At 53.4% G+C, this 22532-nt stretch carries 19 protein-coding genes; 9 read left to right on the forward strand and 10 right to left on the reverse strand.

The features are described 5' to 3' along the window. Positions 1-168: 168 nt before the first annotated feature. Complete coding sequence (gene argJ, locus E9531_RS05815; RefSeq protein WP_136572810.1) at positions 169-1431, reverse strand: bifunctional glutamate N-acetyltransferase/amino-acid acetyltransferase ArgJ; 1263 nt, start codon at positions 1429-1431, stop codon at positions 169-171. A gap of 368 nt (positions 1432-1799) precedes the next feature. Here argJ and E9531_RS05825 point away from each other — a divergent pair, with 368 nt between their 5' ends. From E9531_RS05825 to E9531_RS05855, 7 genes are all read left to right on the forward strand, one after another. Further along, complete coding sequence (locus tag E9531_RS05825) at positions 1800-2453, forward strand: FHA domain-containing protein (protein WP_136572812.1); 654 nt, start codon at positions 1800-1802, stop codon at positions 2451-2453. A 366-nt stretch (positions 2454-2819) separates the two neighbouring features. Beyond that, a complete protein-coding gene (locus E9531_RS05830) occupies positions 2820-3275 on the forward strand; it encodes a pilin (RefSeq protein WP_136572813.1) in 456 nt (151 codons plus the stop codon). A gap of 190 nt (positions 3276-3465) precedes the next feature. Continuing rightward, entirely contained in the window at positions 3466-5307 is a 1842-nt protein-coding gene (locus tag E9531_RS05835; protein WP_211343379.1) for a hypothetical protein, read from the forward strand. Beyond that, positions 5304-6155: a glycosyltransferase family 2 protein gene (locus E9531_RS05840; protein WP_136572815.1), complete on the forward strand. Its 852-nt coding sequence runs from the start codon at positions 5304-5306 to the stop codon at positions 6153-6155. Before E9531_RS05835 ends, E9531_RS05840 begins: the two co-directional genes overlap by 4 nt. Next, positions 6152-8218 carry an acyltransferase family protein gene (locus E9531_RS05845; protein ID WP_136572816.1) on the forward strand — a complete coding sequence of 689 codons (2067 nt, stop codon included), beginning with the start codon at positions 6152-6154 and terminating at the stop codon, positions 8216-8218. Before E9531_RS05840 ends, E9531_RS05845 begins: the two co-directional genes overlap by 4 nt. Before the next feature lie 139 nt (positions 8219-8357). After that, positions 8358-8663 (forward strand): hypothetical protein, encoded by a 306-nt coding sequence (locus E9531_RS17640; RefSeq protein WP_211343380.1) that lies wholly within the window; start codon positions 8358-8360, stop codon positions 8661-8663. Then, complete coding sequence (locus E9531_RS05855) at positions 8647-9858, forward strand: glycosyltransferase (RefSeq protein WP_136572817.1); 1212 nt, start codon at positions 8647-8649, stop codon at positions 9856-9858. The genes E9531_RS17640 and E9531_RS05855 overlap by 17 nt, the downstream gene beginning before the upstream one ends. Before the next feature lies 1 nt (position 9859). On the opposite strand, the gene E9531_RS05860 is transcribed toward E9531_RS05855, so the two are convergent. The 8 genes from E9531_RS05860 to E9531_RS05895 all read right to left on the reverse strand — a co-directional run bounded on the left by E9531_RS05860 (position 9860) and on the right by E9531_RS05895 (position 18808). After that, entirely contained in the window at positions 9860-11002 is a 1143-nt protein-coding gene (locus tag E9531_RS05860) for a glycosyltransferase family 4 protein (protein WP_136572818.1), read from the reverse strand. Beyond that, positions 11002-12102, reverse strand: coding sequence for a UDP-galactopyranose mutase (gene glf, locus E9531_RS05865; RefSeq protein ID WP_136572819.1), 1101 nt, complete (start codon positions 12100-12102; stop codon positions 11002-11004). The genes E9531_RS05860 and glf overlap by 1 nt, the downstream gene beginning before the upstream one ends. A 70-nt stretch (positions 12103-12172) precedes the next feature. Beyond that, positions 12173-13105, reverse strand: a complete 933-nt coding sequence (locus tag E9531_RS05870; protein ID WP_136572820.1) for a glycosyltransferase — start codon at positions 13103-13105, stop codon at positions 12173-12175. A 5-nt stretch (positions 13106-13110) separates the two neighbouring features. Then, positions 13111-14118: a glycosyltransferase gene (locus tag E9531_RS05875; RefSeq protein ID WP_136572821.1), complete on the reverse strand. Its 1008-nt coding sequence runs from the start codon at positions 14116-14118 to the stop codon at positions 13111-13113. After that, positions 14119-15111, reverse strand: coding sequence for a glycosyltransferase family 2 protein (locus E9531_RS05880; RefSeq protein ID WP_136572822.1), 993 nt, complete (start codon positions 15109-15111; stop codon positions 14119-14121). A gap of 5 nt (positions 15112-15116) precedes the next feature. Further along, on the reverse strand, positions 15117-15749 hold the full coding sequence (locus tag E9531_RS05885; protein ID WP_136572823.1) for a class I SAM-dependent methyltransferase: 633 nt from the start codon (positions 15747-15749) through the stop codon (positions 15117-15119). A gap of 11 nt (positions 15750-15760) precedes the next feature. Then, positions 15761-17479 (reverse strand): ABC transporter ATP-binding protein, encoded by a 1719-nt coding sequence (locus E9531_RS05890; protein ID WP_136572824.1) that lies wholly within the window; start codon positions 17477-17479, stop codon positions 15761-15763. Positions 17480-17497: 18 nt separating this feature from the next. Then, the gene (locus E9531_RS05895; RefSeq protein ID WP_136572825.1) at positions 17498-18808 is read right to left on the reverse strand and encodes a nucleotide sugar dehydrogenase; all 1311 of its coding nucleotides are present in this window, start codon (positions 18806-18808) and stop codon (positions 17498-17500) included. A gap of 240 nt (positions 18809-19048) precedes the next feature. On the opposite strand from E9531_RS05895, the gene E9531_RS05900 reads away from it, so the two are divergent. After that, positions 19049-19990, forward strand: a complete 942-nt coding sequence (locus tag E9531_RS05900; protein WP_136572826.1) for a CysB family HTH-type transcriptional regulator — start codon at positions 19049-19051, stop codon at positions 19988-19990. A 347-nt stretch (positions 19991-20337) separates the two neighbouring features. Then, entirely contained in the window at positions 20338-21495 is a 1158-nt protein-coding gene (locus tag E9531_RS05905; protein WP_136572827.1) for a pyridoxal phosphate-dependent aminotransferase, read from the forward strand. A gap of 203 nt (positions 21496-21698) precedes the next feature. Here E9531_RS05905 and E9531_RS05910 read toward each other — a convergent pair whose 3' ends face one another. Continuing rightward, a complete protein-coding gene (locus E9531_RS05910; protein ID WP_136572828.1) occupies positions 21699-22514 on the reverse strand; it encodes a PPK2 family polyphosphate kinase in 816 nt (271 codons plus the stop codon). Positions 22515-22532 lie beyond the last annotated feature (18 nt).

Consider the following 22532-nt stretch of genomic DNA (forward strand, 5'->3'; position numbering starts at 1 on the left):
CGCATCCACTTCTTGTATTGAGTTACAGCAGCCGCCAACACCACCGACAAACCTTAGGTTTGTGGTTACATCCAAATACGACAGCGCAATCATGGGCCAGAATTCGGCACGATTGCGCAGCGACTGAAAGGATTGTGCAGAGGCACTTATCAGAACGTGTTGATATCCTTATGAACGGTAATCAGCATTGATGGTGACGTATTCGTGGCTGAAATCACACGTCCAAACCGTGTCTTCAGCATCACCACGGCCCAGATCCACCCGAATAGTAATGTCGCTTTGCGCCATCACACGCTGCCCATCTTCTTCGCGGTATTCGGCACGGCGGCCACCGTCCTGCACCACGTGCACATCGCCCAAATGCAAAGCGATCTTGTTTTGGTCCAAATCAGTAATACCGGCGTAGCCCACTGCAGCCAAAATGCGCCCCAAGTTCGGGTCACTGGCAAAAAAAGCCGTTTTTACCAATGGGGAATGGGCAATGGAATACGCCACCTGCGCGCATTCGGCCTTGGTTTTACCGCCAGTAATGCGCACGGTGATGAACTTTGTCGCGCCCTCCCCGTCGCGCACGATGGCATGGGCCAGCTGCTGCGCCACGCTGCGCAAAGCCGCGTACAAAGCTTGGCCATCGGCGCTGTCCAGCGCTTCGACTGGTGCATTACGGGCTTGGTGCGTTGCTACCAGCAAGAAGGAATCGTTGGTAGACGTATCGCCATCAACTGTCACGCGGTTGAATGACTCGTCGGCCAACTGCTTGACCAGCGGTTGCAGCAAACCAGGGGCAATGGCCGCATCAGTTGCAATAAAACCCAGCATCGTAGCCATGTTGGGGCGAATCATCCCAGCCCCTTTGCTGATGCCGGTGACATGAACCGTCTTGCCCCCTACCACCGCCTTCGCACTGGCTGCTTTTGCCACCGTATCGGTGGTCATGATGCCATGTGCCGCTTCCAACCAAGCCTCAGGCGTTGCAGCAGCTGGCTGCGCGGCTTTGTCAAACAAGCTGGGCAAAGCCGCTTCAATGCGGTCAACCGGCAAAGGCTCCATGATCACGCCGGTCGAAAAAGGCAGTACCTGTTCAGGCTCGACCTGCAACACCCGCGCGGCCGCCGCCGCTGTGGCATGGGCCGCGGCTAAGCCAGGCGCGCCCGTGCCCGCATTGGCGTTGCCCGTATTGATGATGAAAGCGCGAATGCCGCCGCTTTGTGCCAAGACATCAGTGGCCAGAAATTGCTGGCACACCTGCACAGGTGCTGCGCAATAGCGATTTTGCGTGAAGACCCCGGCCACACTACTGCCTTCAAGCAGCACAAACGCCGTCAAATCTTTGCGGTTGGCTTTGCGCACCCCCGCCTCAACAGCAGCAATACGCACGCCAGCCACAGCCAGCAAGTCAGAAGCTTGGGGAGCAATCAGGTTCACAGGCACAAGTCACCTCGTAATAACGGGAAAAAGATCAGGCGCACATTATCTGGCAGAAAAATGACTACCCTGCTGTCATACAAAGAACCTCCTCATAGAAGAAGCACACCAGTCGCCTTGCACACCCCATTGCCACGCTTGCGGTTTAATCGTGAACTTTGCTCAAAATACGTAGAATCCCTTACAATAAATGTAACAAATTTATATAATGGCGCGTTATTTGCTGCATGGATTCCAAACGGAAGAAATAGAACATTTTCCGGCGCACCTCACCAGCACCCCTTACGTGTACAGCCCACAGCACAAAATCAACAAATACAAGCAACCAATGCAGGGCTGCGCCAAAAAATACAACAAATCTTCAGACAAAGACCATGGCTTATAAGCTCATCATCATGAAAAACGACCAAATGCTGCGCGAGCTGCCTTTGGTCAAACCCACCACACTCATTGGCAGACGCCAGCACAACGACTTGATTTTGGACGACCCCACTGTGAGTGGCAAACACGCAGCCATTTACACCGGTGAATCCCAAATCAGTATTGAAGACTTAGGCAGCACCAACGGCACCTACGTCAATGGCGACGCCATTCCTGCCAAGCAGCCGCATGAGCTCGGCTTGGGCGATCGCCTGGTAGTCGGCTCCTACCGCATCAGCCTGCAAATGCAAGTGAGCGATGCCTGGAATGCATCCAGCGTCTCACCCACCATTGCCGCAGGCAGTTTTGAAAACACCACCCGCCACGCCCTGAGCCAAGGCCCCAGCGCTGCAATCGAGATTCTCAGTGGCATCAACAAGGGCCGCCAACTGCTCCTTACCAAGGTGGTGACCACCATTGGCCCACCAGGCCAAGGCGTCATCTCCCTCACCCACCGCCTCAACGCCTATTACATCAAACACCTTGAAGGCGAACAAATCGTTCGCATCAACGGCCAGCCACTACAAAGCGATAACACCAAACTCAACAATGGAGATCGGATTCAACTGGCCGGTATTGAAATGGTGTTCAAGCTCAGTCCGGTCTGAACATATATCAATGCTGCAAAAACATTCTCTTGAGAAGGCGCACTCACTTGACAATGCAGTGGAAAGCAACCTTAGTCCACCTTCACCTGTCGACTACTATGTGTTCAATAGGGTACGCTACCAATGGCAACACATTCACTGTATTGCCATTTTTTTCGCACTCACAAGACAAAATTTGTCACCCACTGCAGCAAAATTTGCAAAACAAGATCAACAGATTGTTTCAAATGGCGTTTTATTCACAAATTCGTGCAAATTTCCGCGCCAATTAGCATGGCATGCCAATTGCTCACTATCTTCGCATTGAACGAGGGGTTCAATCTTTGAAGTCAACGTTATCTCTATTTCTACTCTAGGAGTTCAAACATGAAAGCATCTCTGCAAAAGGGTTTCACCCTGATCGAATTGATGATCGTTGTGGCGATCATTGGTATTTTGGCTGCCATCGCATTGCCTGCTTACCAAGACTACACTGCGCGTTCACAAATGTCTGAAGCAATGACTTTGGCTAGTGGTGCAAAGGGTGCCGTGTCTGAGTTCTACGCAAACCAAGGAGCATGGCCTGCTAACAATGCAGCTGCAGGATTAGCTGCTGCTACTGGTATTACAGGGAAGTACGTGAATGATGTTTCCCTTGTTACTGGAACAACAGGTACAGTGATTCGTGCAACAATCAAAAGTGCTGGCGCAGCTGCTGGAATTCAAGGTAAAACATTGGAATTGAGCCCGATTACCCGCGCAGGATCTATCGAATGGACATGCAAAAGAGGGGCTACACCTGCTGAGGGCAAGTTCTACCCAACAGCTTGCCGCAATGGTTAATTCGTGACTTGCTACGAGGCTGCCCTAACTGTAGGGCAGCCTTTTTTATTTTAAAAAATCTTATCAACCTAGAATGCGACGCCATTTAACCATTCTTGGTCTCCTCTTCCTACTTGCATTAGCCACCATAGTTCTTCAACCAGGGCTCAATGGAGGATTTCTGTTTGATGACTGGCCTAATCTTGAATATATGGGCTCCCTTGATGGTGTTAGAGATTGGGAGACTTTCAAAAGTTTTGTCTTTGGAGGTGTTGCAGGTCCGTTAGGCAGGCCTGTATCACTCGCCAGTTTTTTATTAGATGATTTCACTTGGCCCAGTGAGCCTTATAGCTTTAAACGCACCAACTTACTGATCCACCTTCTTACCGGCCTGATGCTCTGCTGGGCCACACTGAATTTGTTGCGTTTGTATGGCATTTCAGAAGACAAAGCCATCTGGATTGCTTTGCTTAATATGGGGCTCTGGCTTTTACATCCCTATATGGTTTCCACAACCCTGTATGTGGTGCAACGTATGGCGCAGTTGGCTGCATTGTTCATGTTTGCGGGATTGGCGGCCTATTTACATGGCAGGCGCTTGCTGGCGTCCAAACCATTGCTGTCGTATCTGTGGATGTCTGGTGCCTTGGGACTGGGCACGTTACTCGCCGCCTTCAGCAAAGAAAATGGTGTCTTGCTCCCCTTATTGGTATTGATCGTAGAGTTTTGCTTACCTACCGCTCTACGATTCAATAAACCTGACTGGCGCTGGCGAGCCCTATTTCTATGGTTCCCAACAGGAGCTATTGCATACAAAGTCTACAAAGAAATCAATTTCTCAGCAGACTTGTGGCCAACGCGAGCCTTCAACCAAGTCGAGCGCCTATGGAGCGAGACACGTATTCTGTGGGAATACCTTTACCACCTCTATGTGCCACGCATTGAAGGGAGAGGTTTGTTTCAAGATGGATTCTTAATCTCAACAGGTTGGCTAGAACCTATCACAACAATATTCGCGGCCTTGGGGCTTTTAGCGTTGTTGCTCATAGCATTTAGTGTGCGCCATCGATGGCCATTCATTACTTTAGCGATCCTCTTTTTCTTTGGCGCACATGTATTGGAATCCAGCGTTTTTGGACTGGAGCTGTACTTTGAGCACCGCAACTATGTGGCTGCAGCGTTCCTTTTCCTACCAATTGCTGCCGCCAGCACATGGCTAATACGCAAAATCAGTCCGCCACTTGTCGCCACTATATATATAGCTTTGCTGGGGATGCTTGCGGTGCTGACATGGCAACGTGCAACCTTATGGAGTGATAACGATCGACTGCAAACCTATTGGGCAGTGACAAGCCCTGAATCGCCCAGAGCACAAAATTTTCTAGCAGTACAGTTGTTTAAAAATGGTCAGCCTGACCAAGGAATGGCTTTTCTGCAAGAGGCAATGATTCGCCTGCCAAACAGCTCCTTACTGACTATGCAGTGGCTATTACAAAGAGTGTTGTATGGTGTGGCTAATGAGCAGGACTTTCAACTGGCCAAACAGCGCATTGCCCACCAGCGCTTTGATGCCCAAGCGGTGCTAGGGATGCGCATGATTGTGGAAGAATTGATTACTACCGGCAAGCCTATTCAGTACAGGCAATGGTCGCGTGAGCTTTTGCATGCTATGGAAGGCAATCGCCAATATCAGGCGGTGCCGTTATTCAGGCGTCTGAAACCTTACTTAGAGGGGCTGCTTTGGTTGGCTGATGGGCAAGTAGAAAAAGCGCTACCGCTTATGGTATTGGCAATGGATCGATATGCTGATACGGATACTGCCCTGTCTATCGTTGCACATTTCGGTAATGCTGGTTACCCTGCAGAGGCATTGCAATTACTTGATAAAGCGCAGTCAATCTATGAAAAACAGCCTGTGCGTAAGCTCAAACGTTCCAGCGAAGTCTATGATCTGGAGTTTCCGCGTTTGCGCGCTCTGCTTTTAGAAGATTTGCGCAAGCTTTCCAGTCACAGGAATGAGACTGGCTTGCCAGAGAAAACTGCTGAACCATGAATGTGTCAATTGTCCTCCCCGCCAAAAATGAATCTGCTGCGGTAGGTATCACCATTGCGAACATCCGCAAGGAGCATCCTGATGCAGAAATCATTGTGGTTAACGATGGTTCCTCTGATGATACGGCTGCTGTTGCTGCGCAAGCCGGTGCCAAAGTTATCAATCACCCCTACAGCAAAGGCAACGGCGCTGCCATTAAAACAGGGGCACGGGCGGCTACGGGTGATGTGATTGTGTTCATGGATGCTGATGGCCAGCATGACTCAGCAGATATTCCTCGCCTGTTAGAAAAAATGGCTGAAAGTTACGACTTGGTCGTAGGTGCCAGACAGAAAGGCTCGCAAGCCAGCGTAGGTCGTGGTCTAGCAAACAAGCTCTACAATAAATTGGCCAGTTACATGACGGGCCATAAGGTGGAAGACCTGACCTCTGGATTTCGAGCAGTGCGGGCAAGCAAATTTCGTGAGTTTCTGTATCTGTTGCCCAACGGCTTTTCTTACCCAACCACCAGCACGATGGCGTTCTTTCGTGCTGGTTATTCAGTTAGTTATGTGCCTATTCACGCAGCTCAGCGAATTGGCAAAAGCCATATTCGCTTGCTGCGAGATGGCACACGTTTTTTGCTCATCATCTTCAAGATTGGCACGCTGTTCTCGCCGCTCAAGCTCTTTGCACCGATTGCCTTGCTGATGTTTGTATTGGCATCCGGCTGGTATGGCTATACGTTTGTAACCATAGGGCGTTTTACCAACATGAGTTTGCTCATGTATGTGGGCAGCGTCTCGGTGTTTTTGATGGGGCTGATTTCTGAGCAGATCACGGCGCTGATGTACAAGGATTCTGCTTGAGCAAGCTCGCCTTTCGAAAGCTGTTGAACCCCACCCTGACGGGCAGCCATTGCATGACAATTCAGCGCACGTCACCGTTTTTTCGCCCGGATATTGAAGGTTTGCGCGCCGTTGCCTTGCTGCTGGTCATCGGTGCGCATTTTAGTATTCCAGGGTTCGGGGCCGGTTTCATCGGGGTTGATGTTTTCTTTGTCATTTCCGGTTATCTGATCACTGGCGTTCTGGTGCGTGAGTACGAAAACACGGGGCGGATTGCTGTGAAGCGGTTTTATGCCAATCGTCTGCGGAGACTCCTTCCGGCCCTGATTGTCATGTTGATCGTCAGTAGTCTGCTGGGACTGTGGCTGTTGTCACCGCCCCAGAATCTCGTGCAGAGCGAATCTGCTGCAATGGCTGCCATTTGGGCAAGCAACATCTATTTCGCATTTGCAGATTCGGATTACTTTGGCATGGAGGCAAGCGGAAATGTTTTTCTGCATACGTGGTCTTTAGGAGTGGAAGAGCAGTTTTATCTGCTTTGGCCCCTTTGTATATTTGCAGCTTTTCGCTGGATTGGCCGACGTGGCAAAAAATCAGCGTTAGCCTGGCTGCTTGGCGCAATTGGTGTGTTGTCGCTGGGCGTGTGTCTGGCTCTTGCCAATACCGAGCCGCTGTTAGCCTTCTACATGATGCCTTCCAGAGCGTGGCAGTTCTCTGCTGGAGCATTAGTGTGGCTGTTATTTCGTCAGCACCTGCCCACACCTGGTATTGCTGGAATTACGGCCTGGGTGGGTGCTTGGCTGCTGGTGGCAGGGCTGGTGGTGATTGACTCCCGTAGCACCATTTACCCTGGTATGTTGGCTCTGCTGCCAACGCTGGGAGCCTGTGCACTGCTGTGGGCAGGCACCGCCCGCGGTCTCCACGCTGCATCCCCAACAAGATTGCTCGCATCTCCTTCCAGATGGCTTTGTCTCCCGCCGATGCAGCGCATTGGAAACATTTCTTACGCTTGGTATTTGTGGCACTGGCCTGTGCTCGTGATTGGCGAAAATCTGTTGCCGATCAAGGGCGATGCAGGTAACACGCTGCTCGCCATTGCCGTGTCTCTGGTTGCGGCAATGGCGACACACTGGCTGGTAGAGAATCCCATCAGGTATGGACGTCCGGCACGGGTGACACCCGAGTGGCAAATCGGGTTGGCTTTGTTTGCCATGCTTGCGCTGCAAGTTGTGCTGTATCGCTGGCATATGAGTATCCAGAGTCAGCTTGTTGACAGCAATGACAACGTCTATGTTAGCGCCGTGTCGGATCTGCCCGTCATATATCAGCATGGCTGCGATGACTGGTACAGCAGTGCCGACCTCAAACTCTGTGAATATGGCGAGGAAAACGCAGCCAAAACGGCCGTGTTGCTAGGCGACAGCATTGGTGCGCAATGGTTTCCGACGCTGGCAGCCATGCTGGATACAAGGCAGTGGAAAATTATCGTGTTGACGAAGTCGAGTTGTCCCATTGTGGATGAGCCTTTTTTCTACGAGCGTATCGGACGGGAATTTACCGAGTGCGAAGCTTGGCGCAACAAAGCCATCACATGGCTCCAACATCGGCATATCGATCGGCTGTTCATTGGTAGCACAGCATCATATGCCTTTACCGATCAACAATGGGTTGAAGGTACGCACCGCGTTCTTGCGCGACTGACACCCCACGCCCGCGCCGTTTATTTGCTAGAGGCGAACCCAACATTGGGTGTTCATGGCCCCCAGTGTCTGATGCAAAACAGCGACAAAGAATCGCAAGCGTGCAGCAGTTCGACCAATTCACCCCGATACACGCATGTGGCATCATTGTTGAAAGGCACTACCAGCGTTTACACGAATGTCCACTGGCTTGAAACCAGCAGCGTGGTGTGCCCTGCCGGACAGTGCGATGCCATCCGCGATGGCGTAATAGTGTTCAGGGACGCGCAGCATTTGACAGCTTCTTTTACTGCCCGAGCCACGCCGCATTTTCTCCAGCAAATTCGGCATCATGAGCAAGCCGCCACAACAGACCTGCGGGATGCGGAAAATACATCGCGTTGACGCTTGACGCTACGCATAGAAAAACTTGCAGGCTATTTTGCAAAAAATTCTGTATGAAGGATAAAAAATCGTTACAAAGCAGCGTCTTATTTGCAAATTCAAGTTTGCAATTTTTGATGTAAAAATTATTCGAACTCCCATGTACAACGCCACTCACCAGTTTGAACCGATGCTGCCCGGCAGCGTCCGGCAGGAGGCTTTGCTTGTGCAGGCGCACTTGCTGGCGCGTGCGGCGCTCCAGTTGCCTTGGCTGAGGCATGTGACGACAGACCTGCGCCGCTTGCTGCGGGGCATGAACTCGTATTACACCAACCGCATCGAGGGCCAGCTCACCCGCCCTCACGAAATTGAGCAGGCCCTGCGGCAGGATTTTCCGCCAACCCCAAGCTGGCCGCGCGGCAATGGCTGGCGCATGGAGAACGCTGAAAATGTCTGCTTCCCGTAAAACCCTGCTAGTTCTAGCGTCCACCTACCCGCGCTGGGCGGCTGACCATGAGCCAGGCTTTGTGCATGAGCTGGCAAAACGGCTGACGGCGCAGTTCCACGTCATTGTGTTGTGTCCCCATGCCAAAGGCGCGGCACAAACTGAAGTGATGGATAGCGTAGAAGTAGTTCGTTACCGCTATGCCCCGGAGTTTTTGGAGACTTTGGTCAATGACGGCGGCATCGTCACCAACTTGAAGATGCACCGTTGGAAGGCGCTGCTGGTACCGGGCTTTGTGCTGGCGCAAGCATGGCAGGCATGGCGTTTGTGCCGTACACGCAAGGTTGATGTGATACATGCACACTGGCTGATTCCGCAAGGTTTGATTGCCGTCGCGCTGCACAATTTGCCGGGGTGCAAAGTACCGTTTTTGGTGACCTCACACGGCGCCGATTTGTATGCCCTGCGCAGCAAGCCTTTGACGGCGCTTAAACGCTGGGTACTGGGGCGCGCCAGCGCTGCAACGGTGGTCAGCAGTGCCATGGTGGATGAAGTGGCTCGCATTGGTGGCGATGTGCGCAAGGTTTCGGTACTGTCGATGGGAGTAGACCTTGCCAAGCGTTTTGTTCCCGGTGATCCGCAAAAACGGTCAGCCAATGAACTGCTGTTTGTGGGCCGGTTGGTTGAAAAAAAAGGGCTGCGCTACTTGCTGGCCGCCATGCCGGAAGTGTTGAAATTGCGGCCAGACGTGCGCTTGAAGATTGCAGGCTTTGGCCCTGAAGAAGAAGCCCTGGCCGAGCAGGTACGCAGTCTGTCATTGGGGCATGCTGTGCAGTTTCTGGGCGCTGTGCCACAGGCAGATTTGCCAGCGTTGTACCAGCAAGCAGCGCTTTTTGTGGCGCCGTTTATTCGTGCTGAATCGGGTGACCAAGAGGGGTTGCCTGTTGCTTTGATGGAGGCCGTGGCTTGTGGGTGCCCTGCCATTGCAGGTGATGTGGCTGGTTTACAGGATATCTTTGACGACAGTGTGCGTGTATGCATCGTCAATCCGCACGATTCAGTGGCTCTCAAAAATTCAATCTTGCGCGACTTACAGCAACGTGAAGCGGCCCTGCACCGAGTTGCAGTGATGAGGGATGCCCTGCTCGACAAGCTGGATTGGACGCAAATTGCTGGCCGTTACGCAAACCTGCTTGAGAAGATCGTCGTGGATTGAGTCATTGAGGTTCCTGGTCGGCAGAGCCAATCCCCATGAGAGGCGCTGCTATCTGCGCAATCAGGCTTTGCCAATCCTTGACGGAGATGGTTTGCGTACTGGTTGGTTGACTCAATTGGTTACCCAACGCTTCTACCATCTCGTCAGCGTTCCCGGCGGCGAACAGTACCTCTGGCGTTTGCGCAAACAGGTCGGACATTTCTCCCACATCGGCCACAACCACGCGCAAGTGGCATGCCAGCATCTCATAAGCCTTCTGCGGAAAGCAATAGCGCCCGAACGGGGTGTCAAGGATCGAGATGATGCCCACATCCAGCGCGCGAAAAAGGTCTGCAACCTGTGCATGGACCAGTTGGCTCAGGTAATGCACCCGCTCCCCCTGTGGTGGTGGCAGTTCCGGCTTGAAGGGACCAGCGAGCACCAGATGCACATCCGGGCGTTGGCTGGCGATTTTTTGCCACGCTGCATACAAAGGCTCCACACCTTTGTCTTTGTACAAGCCTCCTGCAGTTCCGATCAACGGCGCATCCAGTGGTAAGCCAAGGCGCTGACGTGCTTGCGCTTTGTCTCCGGGATGGAAGACTTGTAAGTCCACGCTGCTTGGCATGGAAATCACGGTGCCCTCAGCCTTGTAATCTTCCACTACCAATTGGCGCAATGGTTCGCTGGTGGTGGTGACCAATGCGGCCTTGCGGGTGGCGTGGCGCAGTGCAGTTACAAACCCCGGAATTCGCGCTTGCCCAAAACCTTCAAAGTTATCATACAAGTCCACCACATAGGGTATGCGCAGGCGAGTCGCCAGCCATTGCGCCAGTGCGACATGGGGAATGTCCGATGCGCCAATCAACACGTCAGGTTGAAACTGCCGCAACCGCTGCAGCAATTGTCTGGGGTAGGTCGTCAGCGCGGGCAATTTCAGCCGCCCAAGTGAACTGGATTCCCACGCCAAGGAACCAGGTGCTGCGTTGTGCTGCCACTCCTGTTGCGGCTGACTGGCACCAGAGTCATGGTAGTCAAGGCAATAACCATGCACTTCATGCCCAAGCAACGCCAGTTGGCGGGGGATTTCATACAGCCTGGCATAGCGGTCAAGAATGACATCCTTGCCCATGTAGCGGCGTTTACAGATGAAGGCGATGCGCATCAGAGCTTTTCCATGATCTTCTGGGAAGCACTCAACGCCGCTGCCACCACTTGATCCATGTTGTAGTAGCGGTACTGCGCCAGCCGCCCGACGAAGGTCACGTTCTTTTCGGCGTCTGCCAAAGCCTCGTATTGTTTGAACAGTGCTTCATTCTCATCACGCGGAATCGGGTAATACGGGTCACCATCGGCCATCGGGTATTCGCGCACAATGGATGTGCCGTCGCATTGTTGCCCAGTCAGATGTTTGAACTCGGTAATGCGCGTGTAGGCGTGGTCGTTGGGATAGTTCACCGTACCCACAGATTGAAATTGCTTGGTATCTGCCAGATGCGCGTGCTCGAAACGCAGTGAGCGATAGGGCAAACGGCCAAAACGGTAGCCGTAGAACGAATCAATCGGGCCGGTGCATACGATGTGTGCATAGCCATCATGGTCAGGCACATCGGCGAAATCGACACTCGTTTCCATGCGAATATTGGGATGGTCGAGCAGATTCTCGAACATTCTCGTATAGCCATGCAAGGGCATGGCCTGGAAGGTATCGGTGAAATAACGATCATCCGTATTCGTGCGGGTGGGAATACGTGCAGCCACACCCGCCTTCAGTTGTGAAGGCTCCAGCCCCCACTGCTTGCGTGTGTAGTTAAGAAAGAATTTTTCATACAGATCGCGACCTACCGAATTGAGCACCACGTCTTCGCTGCTGCGTATGGGCTCGCGTGGTTCGCGCACCTTCTCAAAGAATGCGGCGGCACCGGCCTCATCCAGATCAAGCGCATACAACTGGTTGAGCGTACTGCGGTTGATGGGAAATGGGTAAGTCTTGCCATCCACCACGCCAAGCACACGGTGTTCGTAAGGCCGCCATTCAGTAAAGCGCGACAGGTACTTGAACACCTTCTCGCTGTTGGTGTGGAAGATGTGCGGCCCATAGCGGTGTACAAGTACGCCGTGCGCATCCAGCTCGTCATAGGCATTTCCTGCAATGTGGGGGCGCTTGTCGATGATGTGGACCTGCTGACCGGCTTCGGCCAGTTCACGGGCGATGACGCTGCCGGCAAAGCCTGCGCCGATGATGAGGGTAGTTTGGGTATTCATGGTTCAACCTTAAAAATTGCGTATAACAAGATGAACTCAGGGGGTCCAGATGTAGCATGATTCAAGTACTTCATCGAATGTGCCACCATTCATGCCGCTTGCCTTTGATGCCCAATACGCCATCGATGAATCCAGCAGAAAAAGCATGTAATTGCGCCAGCTTTCGAGGTTCTCTCAGTAGCGCCGCAAACAGGCGAACGAATGAGCCGGGAATGGTTTGTGTAAGCAACTTGATGCCGTAGTATTTGCGGGCAATTAAGAGGCGGTTGCGGGTATCGTAATAGCGCTTCCAGGGAGGTAAAGCCAAGCAAGTGAGTGTTTGGCCAAGCACGCGTACTTTGTATGGGCGTGACTTAGGGTGCTCAATACGACTCTTGCCAGCCATGACGATACTCGCACCGGCTTGTTGAGCGCGTACGCAATATTCCACATCATCGGCGGCAATGAAGTAGCCGGTATCAGGAAAACCGATGCGTGCCACCAGATCGCGGTGGATGAGAAAGCCCAGAAAGGGCAGTGACTGCACTGCGGCGCATTCCGGCACGACATCAGGGCGCTCGACCTCGCCCAGCGAAGGGGCTAACAGCGTAGTTAGCCACGAGGTTTCTTCTCCGCATACTGCTAGCGAGCCATAAACCTGCGTCGGGTCGGTCGCCACGCGCATTAACTCGGCCAGCGCATCGGGGAGCGGCTCGGCGTCGTCGTCCATCATCCATACCCATTCAGCGCCGTTATCGAAGGCATGCTTCAGGCCTGCGGCAAAGCCGCCCGCGCCCCCGGTGTTTTCCGGCAGCGCCAGAAGCTCCACGCCAGGGCGATCCAGCCAGCCCTCGGCAACCAGCATCTCGTGCGTGCCGTCGGTGGAGGCGTTATCCACGATCAGCAGGCGGGTGGGCTGCAGGGTTTGCGCAGTATGAGCGGCCAACGCCTTGCGCAGTAGCAGTTGGCGGTTGTAGGTGACGATGATGGTGGTGATGCGGACCGATGCTTGATAGTTATCCATGACGTTCACAATGTGCGCCGATAATCGCGCCCGGCAATAAGGTTTTTGGCGCTAACCCATCCTAGCGAAAACCAGCGCTTGGGAAGCAACAGCCAAAGCAGAAGGCGTGGGTCAAATTGACGAAATCCGGCATAGGCATACACGGGCTGAGGCGGACGGGCGCGCTGATTCATCTGCAATGCCTGATTGGCCACGCTTGTCCAATACAGCGGGCGGAATGGGAAGCTGCGGTGAACCAAATCCATCAATGCTTCAGCAGTCAGATGGGCCAAATGCTCATCCCAGCGCCTTTGTTGCTGCAATGTGACCTTCGCTTCGAGCAAGGCTTGGGCCGTTGCTTCGTGTATGAAGCCTGACGGACGATTCAATGACTGGCGCTCACCGGCATGCTGATACCACACTCCAACAGCGCAATCGAAATGCTTCCAACGGCGATGTGCCGCAGTGACGTAGCGGACCAGCCAGACAATGTCCTCGGATTGGCGTAAACCGACGGGCCATTGAAGGCCGTTTAATGTTGCCGTTCTATACACTGGCGAAAAAGTAAGCTGGACCCGCTTTCTGGTCAGTGTGGCCGCACAGGCCGTTTGCTCTTCGGGCTGGACAAGTGTGTCGATCAAGGAGTTGTCTTGATCACGAATTTCTGCATTACCAGAGCAGAAATCCAGATTTTCTTGCAACGTAAAATGATACTGTGCCCTGGCTGCTTCTGGTATCAAATAGTCATCATCATCAAGAAACCGTAACACCATGCCGGTGGCATACTCAATGCCAAGACTCCGGGCATGATTCGCGTCCGCCTGTTTGGCGCATAATACTCGAATGGTTGCATTCAAAGGCAACTCTATGCCGTCGGGTAAGGAAAAATCTTCCCATTCTGCTCCATTGGCAATCACAATTATTTCCGTGGAAAGCGACTCATCGTCCACAAAAGCGCTGGTAATGGCTCGTTGCAGTAAATTTTGGCGCTTTCCTGTGGTGGGGATGACGATGGAAACCTTTTGTCTTGTCATTCAGAATTCCCAAGCATTCTTGACGCCCTGCTTGACCAGTCGCTGGCGACTCAGATGGTTGTGCCAACGCTTCGGCAGCATGAGGGTTTCCAACGCCAGGGGGGGGATGAATCTTCCCAATGGCTTGTTGTAGATGGCAACCTCTGGATAAGTGCCGGGGAAACGCTGTTGCACTTTTTTCATGACAGGATACCAGTGCTGGGGATTCATGAAGAACCCTGCGTGCACCAACGACCACATGCCTTGGGCTGCAAAATGGGCTCTTTGGTCTGTAAGCCGATGGCTGCGAATCAGGCTCTCAATCGTTTCCCATAGAAGTCTCTCTTGGAGTTTCAGGTGTTCGCTCGGCCCATATGCTGCCGATATTTGTGGGGAAGAGTGCTGTCTCCATGCGTATCCGCTTGCATTGATTTTCCCCCAGCGCCAATCTCTTAGTTGACATAGGTAATGTACCCAATGTGTGTCTTGCCCAATGCCAACTCGCTCATCAAGCCAAAAATCATGTATTGATAGATGAAGATATATATGAAATGAAAATCCAGTTTGTCTTTGAGGAGAGAGACAGGACGAAACGAAGTCGTCTGTCGATGCGAGATTCAACCTTTTGATGAAACCCCCATCGTGTGCAACCAAATCCACCGGTGCTGAAGCAATTTCGAGCGATTCTTTCTCGGCAAGTGCTATCAGTGATGTAGCGCCTTCAAGCAGATAGTCGTCATCATCCAGGAACCACAGATATTTGCTTTGTGCATAGCGTTTCCCTTCATTTCTGGCAGCGTTGGCATGCGCCTTGACGATAGGATGCCATTGCACGCGCTGTTCATGCTTGAACGATGCGGCCACCGCCTTCCACGACTCGTCCGGCCCATTTGGCACCACGATCACTTCTACATCGCCGTCTGGTGCGGCCTGCAAGGCGCTTTCGATGGCACGGGGCAGGAACTGCGGGCGGTTGTGGGTGGGGATGACAACAGAAAGCAACGGGATAGTCATATAGCTTACCTGACAAGGTCGAGTATGAAAAATCGATGATAAGGATTCTCATGTACCCGGTAGGTTGTTGTTCTGCAATACTCTGGCATATTAGATCTAATAGCGTCCACGATGCTCGACAGTTCGTATCCTTGCTTGCCTATCTCCCAATAATGTTCACCATCAAAAACATGTTTTTCGGCTTTTTTGAAAGGATTTCTTAACAGAAACCGGATTTTTCTTACATAAGGGATGGACAGCGTGTTGGGCCAGCAACGCCCAGCTTCTGGAAGACTGATGACAACCGATTTTTTTGCCACGCGACACATCTCTCGTAGCGATTTCATACTGATTTCAAATGGCATGTGCTCAAGCACTTGAAAGGCGCATACCACATCAAAAGAATGATCGGGCATGGGGATGGCATCGGCTGAACCGACATGATCTGGATTCAACTCGGGGTCAAGGTCGAGTGTCTCAACATTGACGCCAAAAATTTTAGCGGCGCTTTTGAATATCCCAGGGCCAGGGCCTATCTCTAATACAGACTCTGGTTTTTGCTTCAGTACTTCATCAAGCTGGTGCCATACGCTTGCCCATCGTTCATTTGTCATGTATTGACGGAACTCGTAGTGAGATTTGTCTACTTGTTTTTTCATTTTCTGTACGGTCAGCTTGTTTGGGTGATTGACAAGATACGGTCGCATGCTTGGAGACTTGCTTCCCTATGCGCAATGACGACAATGGTTTTCTTGCCGGTGAGGCTGCGTATGGCTTCGTTCACCGCAGCTTCGGTCGTATGGTCAAGTGCACTTGTGGCCTCGTCCATGAACAGCACGGGCGGGTCGTGGAGCAGGGCGCGGGCAATGCCGATGCGCTGGCGCTGACCGCCGGATAGGCGGATGCCACGGTCACCTACCAGGCTGGCATAGCCTTGGGGCAGTTCGTGGGTCACGAATTCATGAATCTGCGCGGCGCGGGCAGCGCGTTCCACGGCCTGGATGTCGATCTGGTCTTCTGGCACGCCAAAGGCAATATTGGCAGCCACGCTGGTATCGGCAATGTAGATGTGTTGCGGCACATAGCCGATGGCCGCTTGCCAGCTCTGCAGGTTTTGCGGGGTAATGGGCGTGCCGTCCACGCTCAGGATGCCTGCGTGTGGTTGCAATAGGCCCAGCAATATGTCCATCACGGTGCTTTTGCCTGCACCGCTGACGCCTTTAATTCCCACGCTGGTGTTGACGGGGATGGTGAGGTCAAAGCCATCGAGCACCAGTTTGTCTGGGGTGGATGGATAGGCGTAACGGATGCCTTGCAGGCGAATCTCCATTTGCGGCACCAAGGCGGCTTGGCTGGCGGAGGGTGCAGCAGCCCGTGGCAGCGACATATCGCGGTGCAGGTTATCCAGCGTAGCGCTGGCGAATTTGAGGCGGGCAAAGCCACGATACATGATCTGCGCTGCGGGCAGCATGCGATAGGCGGCAAAGCCGTAGAGGCCAAGCGCAGGCAGCACTTGGGCGATGTCTCCGCTTTTCAACAGCAGCGCCAGCGCGATGAGGATTAGGCCGGTGTAGCCGGTAGCTTCCACCAAGTACAACGGGGTTTGGCTCAAGGTTTCGCTGGTAGCCATATGGCGGGCCTGGGTGCGCGAGGCTTGCTGGTAGCGCTGCTGGTAGGCGGCTTCGGCGTGGGTGATTTTGATGTCGCGTATGCCTTGCAGTGCTTCATTGCAGCTTTGGTAGCGCTGGCGGTTGGCTTCCACCATTTCGGTGCCGATGCGTTTGAGGCGTTTGCGCACCAGCAGGTAGATGGCACCGTAGAGCGTGCCGACCACCAACACGATGGCCAGTGCGGTCAGCGGGTTGTAGGCAAACACCAGCGCCAGCATGGCCACGACGACGATGCCTTGCACGATGACTTGCGAGAACGGCTGGATCAGGTTGCCCATCACCATGTCCACTTCGGCCAGGATGGTCTTCGATAGCTCTGCGCTGTTGCGGCTGATGAAGAATTCGTAGGGCTGGCCAAGGTAGCGCGCCATCAGCCGGCTGCTGATGGAGTGGCGCAGCAGATGTACGAAACGATTGAGTAGATGCTGGACGATGGTCTTGAAGGCGGATGCGGCCAGCACCAGCATGATGGAGACAATGCCTAGCCCAATGATGAAGGTGCGGTGTTCCGTAAAGCCCAATTGCGTGTAGATGGCTTGCAACCACTGGTTTTCTTCAATCACGCCGGGCCGTGCCAGCACGGAGAGGAAGGGCATGATGGAGATCACACCCACGGTTTCGGCCACTGCCATTAGCAAGGCGAGCAGCAGCATCCAAACGGCTTTGCGCTGTTCGGCAGGTGTGAAGAGTTGCCAGACTTTGTGGAGTGTGCTTTGCATGGGTGTTTTGTCTCCCAGTCAAGCGTTGATGATGTTGATGTTGCTGGAGTTGAAACGCCCGCGTGTATCCACAATCAACGGTGCTTGTCTGCCTAGCAGCTCGTAGTCGAAGGCGTCATGGTCGGTTGCCAGTACGATGCAGTCGTAGTGCGCAATGCTGGCTTCATTCAACGGCACGGATTTCAGATCAAACGCGTAATCCCGTTTTTTGGGGAATTCAGGGATGTGTGGGTCACTGTAGGCTACGGTTGCGCCCTTGTCCTGTAGCAGATCCATGATTTCCACAGCTGGCGACTCGCGTGAATCATCGATGTTCTTTTTGTACGCCAAGCCCAAGACCAAAATCTGGCTGCCTTTGATGGCCTTGCCGCGCTCGTTGAGGGCATCGGCTACTTTGCTGACGACCCATTGCGGCATGTAGTGGTTGATTTCGCCGGCCAGTTCGATGAAGCGGGTGTTGACGCCGTATTCACGTGCCTTCCAGGTCAGATAGAACGGGTCGATGGGGATGCAGTGGCCACCCAGGCCGGGGCCGGGTTTGTAGGGTACGAAGCCGAAGGGCTTGGTGGCAGCGGCATCAATCACTTCATGGATGTTGATGCCCATTTTGTCGGCAACAATCTTCATTTCGTTGACCAAGCCGATATTCACGCTGCGGTGAATGTTTTCCAGCAGCTTGGTCATTTCAGCCGCGCGCGTACTGCTCACTGGCACCATACGCGCAATGGCTTGTTCATACAGGGCAACGCCCAATTCCAAGCACATTGGCGTCGTCCCGCCAATCACTTTGGGGATGTCCTTGGTACCGTAGTCCGGATTGCCCGGGTCTTCTCGTTCAGGGCTGAATACCAATGCAAAGTCGTGCCCTACGGTAAAACCGCGAGACTGAACGCGGGGCAGCAAGACTTCATCTGTCGTCCCAGGCCAAGTGGTGCTTTCCAAACTCATGATTTGCCCTGCCCGGATGTAAGGCAGCATGGCATCGACCGTATTGGTAATAAAGCTCAGATCAGGTTGGCGGTGCGCATCCAACGGCGTAGGCACGCAGATGATGATGGCGTCCACCGCCTGGGTACGACTAAAGTCTGTTGTGGCTTCAAGCCCTTGTTGTTGTGCTTGTTGGATTTGATGGGGTGTGATTCGCTCGATATAGCTCTGTCCGCTGTTGAGTCGTTCCACTTTGTTGGTGTCGATATCAAACCCGATGACCTTGACCCCCACCTCAGCAAAACGCAGCGCCAAAGGCAAGCCTACATACCCCAAACCATATATACCAACAACAGCTTGGTGGTGTTGAATTTTCTCGCGCAAAGCGTGCAGTACTGACATGGTGTTCGCCAAAAAGGAATCGACAGACTTGCCGCCGTATTCAAATGAAACTGAATGTGTAATGCGCTATTGTGCCCTATGTGCCCAAGCAACACCGATTGATTCCGTCAACAATTCCAATAGGCCTGCGCCTGCCCGCAGCGCCACCCGATGCTCTTATTTTGGTTATATCGATATAGCTGACCTTTTATTCCAAATAACAGATAATAAACGAGCATTTTTTTAGACGTTTTTAAATATATGAACCTCCACCAGTTTCGTTTCGTACAAGAGGCAGTGCGGCGCAACCTGAACTTGACCGAAGCGGCCAAGGCCTTGCACACGTCGCAACCGGGCGTTTCCAAAGCCATCATTGAGTTGGAAGATGAGCTGGGCGTGGAGATTTTTGCGCGCCACGGCAAGCGGCTAAAACGCGTAACAGAACCAGGCCAGCATGTGCTGGCAAGCATTGAAGTAATCTTGCGTGAGGTCGGTAACCTCAAGCGCATTGGCAGTGACTTCAGCGCGCAAGACAACGGTACGCTTTCGATTGCGACCACCCACACGCAGGCACGCTATGTGTTGCCTGAACCCGTAGCGCGCTTTCGCGGGCAGTACCCCAAGGTCAACATCAGCCTGCACCAAGCCACGCCGCATGAAGTGGCAGACATGGTGCTGACCGAGGTGGCCGATATCGGCATGGCCACAGAGTCCTTGGCTGAGTACCCGGACTTGGTAACACTGCCCTGCTACGAATGGCAGCACGTGTTGATTTTTCCGGCTTCGCACCCGTTGGCGCGTAAAGACCGGATTACCCTTGACGATATCGCCAACGAACCCTTAATTACCTACCACCCCTCATTCACCGGGCGTGGCCGTGTAGACCGCGCTTTTGAACGACGCGGGCTGAAGCCCAATATCATTTTGGAAGCGATTGATTCGGACGTGATCCGCACCTATGTCAATCTCGGTTTGGGCATTGGCATCGTGGCTGAAATGGCGGTACAAGGCGAGTTGTTGGGCCAATTGGTGGCCAAGCCCATGGGCGATTTGTTTGGCATGAACGTGGCACGCGTAGCATTCAAACGCGGGGCTTATATGCGCCAGTTTGTATATCGCTTTGCAGAGTTGATCAGCCCACGCCTAAGTCGTGAACAGGTGAAGCTGGCCTTGGCTGGGCGCGAATCTGATTACGACTTATAAGAGCGTGCTTAGAATTTCCACATGAACCGCGTTGCAGTCCACAAGGTACGGTGCGCGGCAACAGGCGCCTTGGACTGCTCTTTTTTGAGCCTTAAGAGACTGTGCGGAGAGCCTAAGCACTCTCGCTCTACTAAACGCAGCCCCGCCATGTATTGGCGCTACTTCACCAAGCCTGCAGACCTGGGTCATACGCTCTAAAATCTCACGCGCCAACGCGCACTGATGGCCTTTAGGCCTTGGTGCGGCGACACCAGCGCCATCTCACAAGCCTGTGCCTCTGGTTGCGCCCTCATAACCGAACACTTTGATTGAAACGTGCGCTGTGGCGCCTTGCTTTGCCTGCTGTCATGTCTACTTTGTCCCCTTCCATCACCAGCCGTTTGCCTGACGTGGGCACCACTATTTTCACCACCATGTCGGCCCTGGCAGTACAGCACCAAGCTGTTAATCTGGGTCAGGGCTTTCCTGATTTTGGGTGCGACCCAGCGCTCACTGCCGCCGTCACACAGGCCATGCAGCAAGGGCACAACCAATACCCACCAATGGCAGGCGTAGCAGCCTTGCGCGAGGCAGTAGCCCACAAAATCCATACGCTGTACGGCCACGCCTATGACGCAGTAACGGAAATCACCATTACTGCAGGCGCTACGCAAGCGTTGCTGACTGCCATCTTAGCGGCCACCCAACCGGGCGATGAAGTCATCGTGCTTGACCCGTGCTACGACAGCTATGTCCCCGCCATTCAAATGGCAGGGGCCACGGCAGTGCGTGTACCGCTCACACCGGGGAGCTTCCGCCCCGACTTTGCACGCATTGCCGCAGCCATCACAGTGCGCACACGCATGCTGGTTATCAACTCGCCACACAACCCTTCAGGTACGGTGTGGACGGAGGCCGAAATGCTGCAACTGCAAGAGTTGCTGGCGCCGACCAACGTATTGCTGCTCAGTGATGAGGTGTACGAGCACATGGTGTTTGATGGAAAGCCGCATTTAAGCGCATCGCGCTACCCGGCATTGGCAGCACGGTCATTCGTAGTGTCCAGCTTTGGCAAAACTTTCCATGTAACGGGCTGGAAAGTGGGCACTGTGGCTGCCCCTGCTGCGTTGATGGCCGAGTTCCGAAAAATCCACCAGTTCAACGTATTCACCGTGAACACGCCCATGCAAGTGGGCTTAGCGCAGTACCTGCAGAACCCGCAACCCTATGTGCAGTTGCCCGCGTTTTACCAAGCCAAACGCGACGCTTTCCGTGCCGGTTTGGCCAAAACCCGCCTCAAACCAATGGATTGCAGCGGCACCTACTTCCAGACCGTGGATATTTCAGCTGTCAGTACGCAATCAGAAGCGGCATTTTGCGAGTGGTTGACCCAAGAAATCGGCGTGGCGGCTATTCCTACCTCAGCCTTCTATGGTGATGGTTTTGACCAAGGCATGGTGCGATTCTGTTTTGCCAAGCAAGAACAAACACTGCAGCAGGCGTTAGAGCGCCTGCAGAAACTGTAAATCGCGCCCATTTCTGTTTGGCGCGCCAAACCTTTGCGCCACAACCCAGCAAACGCCAACCTCCCGACTTCGACTTGCGCAACCTGAGCGGTATGCGTCTGCAATGGTGTTGACTGTGCACACGACTTGCCCCTGCCCAACAACCGCTTCGCAGCACAGCACAGCACAGCACAGCAGGGGATGTTTGAGGACGTATTGACGATCTAAGGAATGGTGATTTGATCGAGCAAAGGGTCTGCTGGTGGGAATTGCAAATCCATTGTGCGCAAAGTCGTGTTGAGCAATTGCGCAATCAGCAAATTGCGCTGACGTTTGTTGTCCGCGGGGATGACATACCAAGGGGCATAGCGCGTCGAAGTTGCATTCAGCAGCGCGTCATAAGCTTCTTGGTATACATCCCACTTGGCACGGGCAGTCAGGTCTTCTTTGGCAAATTTCCAGTTTTTGCTCGGGTCATCCAACCGGTCTTGCAAGCGCCTGCGTTGTTCATCTTTGCTGATGTGCAGCATGCACTTGATGATGGTTGTCCCCGTATCGCTGAGTAGCTTTTCAAAGTTGTTGATGTGTTCAAAACGGCTTCTGGCTTCAGCTTTGGTGATCCAGCCTTCTACCACCGGTACAAGCACATCCTCATAGTGGCTGCGGTTCCATACCGTCAGCTCTCCTGCGCCCGGCGTTACCGCATGGCAACGCCAGAGAAAGTCATGCGCTTTTTCCTTAGCACTGGGGGCTTTGAACGCAGCCACATGCACCCCCAACGGGGAGGTGCGCGAAAACACCCAGCGGATCGTTCCATCCTTGCCGCTGGTATCCATACCTTGCAGCACCAGCAACACCTTGCGCTGGCCTTCGGCATAGAGCAAGTTCTGCAGGTCATTCAGCTCCAGCGCCAGCACTTCCAGGTGTGCACGCTCTTCCTTCTTGCCGCCCAAGTCAAACGTTTTCTGGTCTGGGGCAATATCGCTGAGGGTGTGCTTGGGGCCAATGCGAAAGGCATCGAAAGAAGGGAGTTTTTTCATCAACGTACTTTCAGGAGG

The organism is Lampropedia puyangensis (genome assembly GCF_004833285.1).
In the GTDB taxonomy this organism is placed as follows: domain Bacteria; phylum Pseudomonadota; class Gammaproteobacteria; order Burkholderiales; family Burkholderiaceae_C; genus Lampropedia; species Lampropedia puyangensis.